Source organism: Kitasatospora putterlickiae (genome assembly GCF_039527695.1).
Taxonomy (GTDB): domain Bacteria; phylum Actinomycetota; class Actinomycetes; order Streptomycetales; family Streptomycetaceae; genus Kitasatospora; species Kitasatospora putterlickiae.
The window spans coordinates 1-4,829 of the sequence record NZ_BAAAKJ010000045.1; the positions used below are offsets into that span (position 1 = coordinate 1).

General features: G+C 74.6%; 6 protein-coding genes. 3 read left to right on the plus strand and 3 right to left on the minus strand.

Annotation, left to right across the window (positions count from 1 at the left end):
- The 3 genes from ABD308_RS05600 to ABD308_RS05610 form a co-directional block, all read right to left on the minus strand.
- Positions 1-901: serine/threonine-protein kinase (locus ABD308_RS05600; RefSeq protein ID WP_344327527.1), on the minus strand; the 901-nt coding region annotated here is incomplete at its 3' end.
- Positions 898-1,659, minus strand: coding sequence for an FHA domain-containing protein (locus tag ABD308_RS05605; protein ID WP_344327530.1), 762 nt, complete (start codon positions 1,657-1,659; stop codon positions 898-900). The genes ABD308_RS05600 and ABD308_RS05605, both read right to left, overlap by 4 nt.
- Positions 1,660-1,772: 113 nt before the next feature.
- Positions 1,773-2,606, minus strand: a complete 834-nt coding sequence (locus ABD308_RS05610) for a peptidoglycan DD-metalloendopeptidase family protein (protein ID WP_344327533.1) — start codon at positions 2,604-2,606, stop codon at positions 1,773-1,775.
- Positions 2,607-2,888: 282 nt separating this feature from the next.
- Between ABD308_RS05610 and ABD308_RS05615 the strand changes: the two genes are divergently transcribed.
- From ABD308_RS05615 to ABD308_RS05625, 3 genes are all read left to right on the plus strand, one after another.
- A complete protein-coding gene (locus ABD308_RS05615; protein ID WP_344327538.1) occupies positions 2,889-3,455 on the plus strand; it encodes a CGNR zinc finger domain-containing protein in 567 nt (188 codons plus the stop codon).
- Between the two features lie 289 nt (positions 3,456-3,744).
- Complete coding sequence (locus ABD308_RS05620) at positions 3,745-4,164, plus strand: helix-turn-helix domain-containing protein (RefSeq protein ID WP_344327545.1); 420 nt, start codon at positions 3,745-3,747, stop codon at positions 4,162-4,164.
- Positions 4,165-4,255: 91 nt separating this feature from the next.
- Positions 4,256-4,801 (plus strand): ParH-like protein, encoded by a 546-nt coding sequence (locus tag ABD308_RS05625; RefSeq protein ID WP_344327553.1) that lies wholly within the window; start codon positions 4,256-4,258, stop codon positions 4,799-4,801.
- Positions 4,802-4,829: the final 28 nt, after the last annotated feature.

Consider the following 4,829-nt stretch of genomic DNA (forward strand, 5'->3'; position numbering starts at 1 on the left):
GCGCGGTGGTCCGGACCCGGCGCAGCAGCGAGGCGGTGCTGTGCCGGTCCCGCTCCTCGGGGCGGCGGGCCAGGCAGTCCTGGACGATCTCCCGCCAGAGCGGCGGGAGCCCGGGCGAGAGCCGCAGTTCCTCCTCGCCCCGGGCGTAGCGCAGCGCGGCGTCCCGGCGGGCGGCGGGGGTCGCGCCGGGCAGCGGCAGGGCGCCGGTGAGGACGAGGTGGGCGAGGACGCCGAAGGCCCAGACGTCGGCGGCCGGGCGGATCCGCCGGCCGCGTTCGCCGATCTCGGCCCAGAGCAGATCCGGCGGGGAGTAGTCGGGGGTAGCGAACGGCGGGGCGTAGGCGTGGGTGCCGTCGAGTTCGGCGGCCAGGTTGAAGTCGGCGAGCCGCGCGGTGCCGTCCGGCATCAGCAGCACGTTGCCGGGTTTCAGGTCTCCGTGCACCCAGCCCGCGTGGTGCAGTTGGGCGAGTCCTTCGCAGATCTGGGCCAGCAGGGCGGGGCCGGTCCGGGGTGTGCGGTCCTGGGCGAGCAGGGCGTCCAGCGAGCAGTCGGCCTCCTCCAGGACGAGGACGGTGGCGCCGTCGAGTTCGGGCTGTTCGGGCGCGTCAACGGCGAGGATCTCGTACAGCCGGATCAGCCGTGGTGCGCTGACCCGGCTGAGCACCTGGGTCTCCCGGTCGGCGAGGTCCCGCAGGTGGCGGAGCTGGCGCGGGGTCCGGGTGCCGGTGGGCAGGAACTTGAGCGCGGCGCGCGACGGCAGGCCGGGCCGCGGCCGGGCCCGGCGGGCCGCGTACACGCTGCCGAAGGAGCCGTTGCCGAGCAGGCGGTCGACCTTCCACGCGCCGATCCGGTAGCCCGCCGGCACGGGCAGCGCGCCGGAGGGCCCGGCCCGCGGGTTCACCGCGCGGTCCCGGGGGCGAGCAGGGCGAGGTCGTCCTCGCGGACCAGGTCGAAGCGCAGGGCGAGGGAGGCCAGCGCGTCCTTCTTGCCGACCAGGCGCGGACCGGACGTCACGGCGTCCGGTGCCGGCTTGAGGCGCAGTTTGACGGCCAGGTAGTCGATGTTCCACTGGACGGCGGCGCGGTTGGCGGACGGCCAGAGCGGCCGCAGCCGCTCGACGACCTGGTCGACGGTGGGCGGCAGGGCGTGCGGCTCGCCGCGCAGCCGGGGCTCGCAGAGCGCGGCGAGCACCAGGAAGTACCGGCTGGAGCGGTCGAGCGGGAACGCCAGCAGGGTGGACTCGTCGCCCGGTCCGCCGGGCGTGTCCGGCCCGGTCGGCGCGTCCCGGTCGGCGTAGTCGTGGCGCGGCGCCCAGACGTCGAGGCTGAGCAGTTCGGAGCCGGCGGGCAGGACGATGCGGGCGAACTCGAAGGGGACGGGCGCGGTCAGCCGGCCCGGCGCGACCTTGATGTGCTCGCCCGCGCCCTCCGGGTTCTCCACCACGTAGGTCGAGGTGCGGCTGAGGTTGCTGAGCGTCCAGTACGTGCCGGTCGCGCCGATCTCGCCGGCGAAGCGCGAGACGCCGCTGTGCGGGATGCCCAGGCCGGGCGCGCCGTCCGCCGCGGCGGCGCGGCCGAACCGGAGGATCTGCCCCGGAGCCAGGTGGAACCGGTCGACCGGGACCATGCCAGGCCCGGGCACCACGATGATGCTGTGCACGTCACTACCCTTCCCCCGTGGACGGACGGGGAAAGGGTAGCGAGCGGAATCAAAAGTTCTGATAACGATCCGTCACGGTCCGATCGGCCCGGGAACAGGGGCGGGGAGCCGGCTCAGCACTCGCCGCGCCAGCGGAAGGAGTCGATGGTCCGCCCGCCGGCCGGGAGGTTGCCCCGGCCCTCCGCCCAGCCGAAGTGCAGGCACTGGCCGCCGCCCTCGCGGAACGACACCTGGACGTGGTCGTAGCCCGGCTGCTCCGTCCCGTTGTTGAAGTAGGAGCGGCGCACCCCGCAGGTGCCGGCCGGCTGGTCGGCGGCCGAGCGGCAGACCGTGCCGGTGCCGTCGGCGCCCGAGTAGAAGCAGACGTACCCGGACGGACAGTCCCGCCAGGCGGCCGGTTCCGGCCCGCCCGCGCAGTTGCGGCTGGTGACGCTCGGCCAGTGGCGGTTCAGCCCGCCGTACTCGACGCCGTCGAAGCGCACCGGCACCCGGTCCTTCTCGTAGGTGAAGTCGCCCGTGGCCGCGTACCGCTGCTCGTAGTGCAGGTGCGCCCAGTCGGTGCCGCCGGTTTCGCCGATCCGGCCGATCCGGGTGGACGGCAGCACCGGGTCACCCTTCTTCACGAACGTGGCCGGGTCGTCCATCAGGTGGTAGTACGCCGTGAACCAGCCGTTGCCGTGGCTGATCTGGATGGTGTTGCCCGAACCGTCGTCCCAGTACGTCGCGGACACCGTGCCCGCGGCGGAGGCCAGCACCGGCAGGCCGTCGGACCCGGTGTTGTGCTCCACCACGATGTCCAGCGCCGGGCTGTGCTCCTCCCCGTAGGTGTCCAGCTCCCAGGTCGTCCCGCACGGGAACGGCATCTGGAACGGCGGCGGCGCCGGCTGCGCGGCGGCGGCCGTTCCGGTTCCCGGTCCGGCGGCGAGCACCGCGAGCACGACTCCCACGACCGCCGACACCCCCGACCGCCATGCTCGGACCCGGCCGCGCCCCGTGCCACCTCGCAACAACGAGGGTGCGGGCGGGAACGGTCAGGCGGCGCTTCCGCCAGGGAGGTGGCGCGGGGACGGCTCGCGCCACCGGCTTGACCGGTGAGGGTGCCGGCGGAGTCGCGACGGGCCGTCGGCGGAGGCGAGCGGCATCGGTGACGGGGACGTGAACTTCGGCCGACCCGCGGGGTGCGCCGAACCGTCCTTGCGCCGTCCACAGTCACCTGTCAGCATGGTGATGTGAATCTCGACCATGTGTTCGTGTGCGGACATCCGGCGCTGGACTTCGCGGCCACCCTCCGCGCCCGGCGCACGGTCCGCTTCGAGATGTTCGTGACGCCGGAGCGGCTGAACGCCTGGCACCTCGACAGCGGACTCGTGGACACGATCACGCCCGGCGACGAACGCGACGTCCGGGAGGCGAGGACGGTGCGCGAGGCCGCCTACCGGCTCGTCACCAACCGTGTCGGCGGGGAGGGCTTCGACCGCGAGGCACTCGCCGTGCTCAACGCGGCCGCCCGCAGGGCCCCGGTGACTCCGCAGCTCACGGTCGCCGGGCGGCACAACGAGGCGACCCCCGAGCAGGCGCTGGCGACGGTCGCCCGGCACGCCGTGGAACTCCTCAGCGGACCCGACGTCCCGCTGATGAAGGAGTGCGGCAACCCGGAGTGCACGCGGATCTACATCGACCGCTCCCGGGGCATGCGGCGCCAGTGGTGCGGCATGGAGTCCTGCGGCAACCGGATCAAGGCCGCCGCCTACCGCGCGCGGAAGCGGACGGCCCCCGCCGCCGCCGGGCCCGCCTAGAGACGGACCGAACGCGGCGCGGGTCCCGCGCCGGGGGACGGGCGCGGGGTCCCCGGTCAGGCGGTCCGGCCACCCTCCGGCCACCCTCCGGCCACCCCTCACCGGTTGGAGCGGTGACGCCGCCATGGCGGTCATCGCCGTCACCGGTCCACACGGTGACGGCGGTGAAGTGCCGGCCCGTCGGAGGCCTCCGCGTCCGGGCGCGGGGCCACTACAATGGGCGACCGTCGCGAGTGGTCGATCCGCACACGCACCGCGCGGGTGCGCGGGGTGAGGGGAGAGGTGTGCCGTGCCCGACGCAGACTCCGGTACGTCCACGCTCGCAGCGAAGATCGACCGGCTGTTCGACGTGGTCCGCCGTCCCGACCGCGAGCCGTACACCCACGAGGAGGTCGCCCGCGCCTGCCGGGAGGCGACCGGCGAGACCTTCTCGGCGACCTACCTGTGGCAGCTGCGCACCGGCCGCCGGGACAATCCGACGAAACGCCACCTCGAAGCCCTGGCCCAGTTCTTCCAGGTCCCCCCGGTGTACTTCTTCGACGACCGGCAGAGCGCCCGGATCGCCGAGGAACTGACGCTGCTCGGCGCGCTGCGGGACGCCGGCGTGCGCGATGTGGCGCTGCGCGCGGTGACCCTGTCCCCCGAGGGGCTCGGCACGATCCGCGACATGATCGACGCGATCGCCCGCCGCGAGGCCGGCGGCAGGTAGCGGAAATCGGCGTCCAGGCGGTTCTCCCGGCGCGTCCCCGTCCGTAGGATCGCCTCCCGGCTGAGGGCGTCGAACTCCAGGGGGAATGGACGTGGGGCATCCGGGTGGGTCGGAGCGCGGACTCTGGCAGCGATGTCGCACCGTCGCGGAGTCGGTACCGCTCCCGGAGCCCTTCGGCATCCCGGCGCTGACCGAGGCGCTGGCCCGGCGGCGCGGGCGGCCGATCGAGCTGATCCCGCTCTCCGGACCGGTCCACGCGCCCTGCGGGGCGCTGGTCAGCACCGATCGCGCGGACTACATCGGCTACCCCGTCGACACCACCGCGCTGCACCAGCAGCACATCGTGCTGCACGAGATCGGCCACCTGCTCTGCGGGCACACCGGCGGCGGGCTGGCCGCGAGCGCCGCCGAGGCCCTGCTCCCCCGGCTGCCGGGCGAGTTGGTCCACCGGGTGCTCGGCCGGTCGGCGTACTCGGAGCGGCAGGAGCAGGAGGCCGAACTGGTCGCCTCGCTGGCGCTGCACCGGGCCCTGCAACGGCCGCGGGCCACGGTGACCGCGCGGCTCACCCAGCGGATCCTGCTCCTGGGGTACGCGCTGGACCGTCCACGGCTCCGCGACGCGGCCCGGCGTGGCTGACCGGGGCCGCCGGAGCCGCGCGGGCCGG